Source organism: Arhodomonas sp. KWT (assembly GCF_010993615.1).
On record NZ_WNXE01000702.1, the window covers coordinates 1 to 870 of the forward strand.

The 870-nt window shown below is 63.8% G+C and carries 1 protein-coding gene; it reads left to right on the top strand.

Going from position 1 to position 870, the window contains the following annotated elements:
• Positions 1 to 426 precede the first annotated feature (426 nt).
• Complete coding sequence (locus tag G7A99_RS21850) at positions 427 to 765, top strand: high-potential iron-sulfur protein (RefSeq protein ID WP_018719728.1); 339 nt, start codon at positions 427 to 429, stop codon at positions 763 to 765.
• Positions 766 to 870 lie beyond the last annotated feature (105 nt).

Genomic DNA, 870 nt, shown 5'->3' on the forward strand with positions numbered 1-870 from the left:
CGGAACAGCTCCTCGATGGCCAGCTCCCGGGCCAGGGGGTCGCTGCTGTCTTCCAGCTCCCGGGGGTACTCCCATAGCAGTCGTACGGTGCCCGAATCCGCGTCGCGAACCTCGAGCTGGGGGTTCGAGCCGTTCAGTCGGGCGTCAATGCGGTAACTCATCGCTGTCCCTCCTTCGCATCCTGAACATAAATAATAATCATTGTTATTTGTGTTGCAACCTATTGTGTTGCCAAGCCTCAAGCGTGACGTCACCCCGCAAAGGCGTTACATTGACGCCCAGCCGGGATTACAGAGCGAGTCGGATATAGCGACAGCCATGCCTTAGCGACCAGCAGAGTCGACCGGCGACGGGGGCAGGGGCAGGAATCAACAGAGGCCGGGCAAAACCGGTCCCGAATTACCCGCAAGACGTAAGGAGACAGCTATGTCCCAGAATCATCATGACGAAAGCCGTCGTCGCTTCCTGCGTGCCGGACTCCTGGGTGCCGCGGCGGTGCCGCTGAGCACGCTGATGGTCGGGCGCAAGGCCCACGCGCAGAGCGACATGCCGAAGCTGGCCGAGGACGATCCGGCCGCTCAGGCCCTGAGCTATACCCACGACTACACCACCACGGACAACCCCGCTCACCAGGAAGGGGCGCACTGCGCCAACTGCCAGCTCTACACCGGCGACCCGAACGCCGACTGGGGCCCCTGCAGCGCCTTCCCCGGCAAGCGGGTGAATACCCAGGGCTGGTGCTCCGCCTGGGTCAAGAAGGCCTGAGGCCACGCCATCGACGGGCCGGCATCCCGCCGGCCCGTCGGCTGATCGATCCTTCCCGCCTTTCCCGATCCTCCCCGCCTGATCTTTCGTGGACCGACAGCTCCT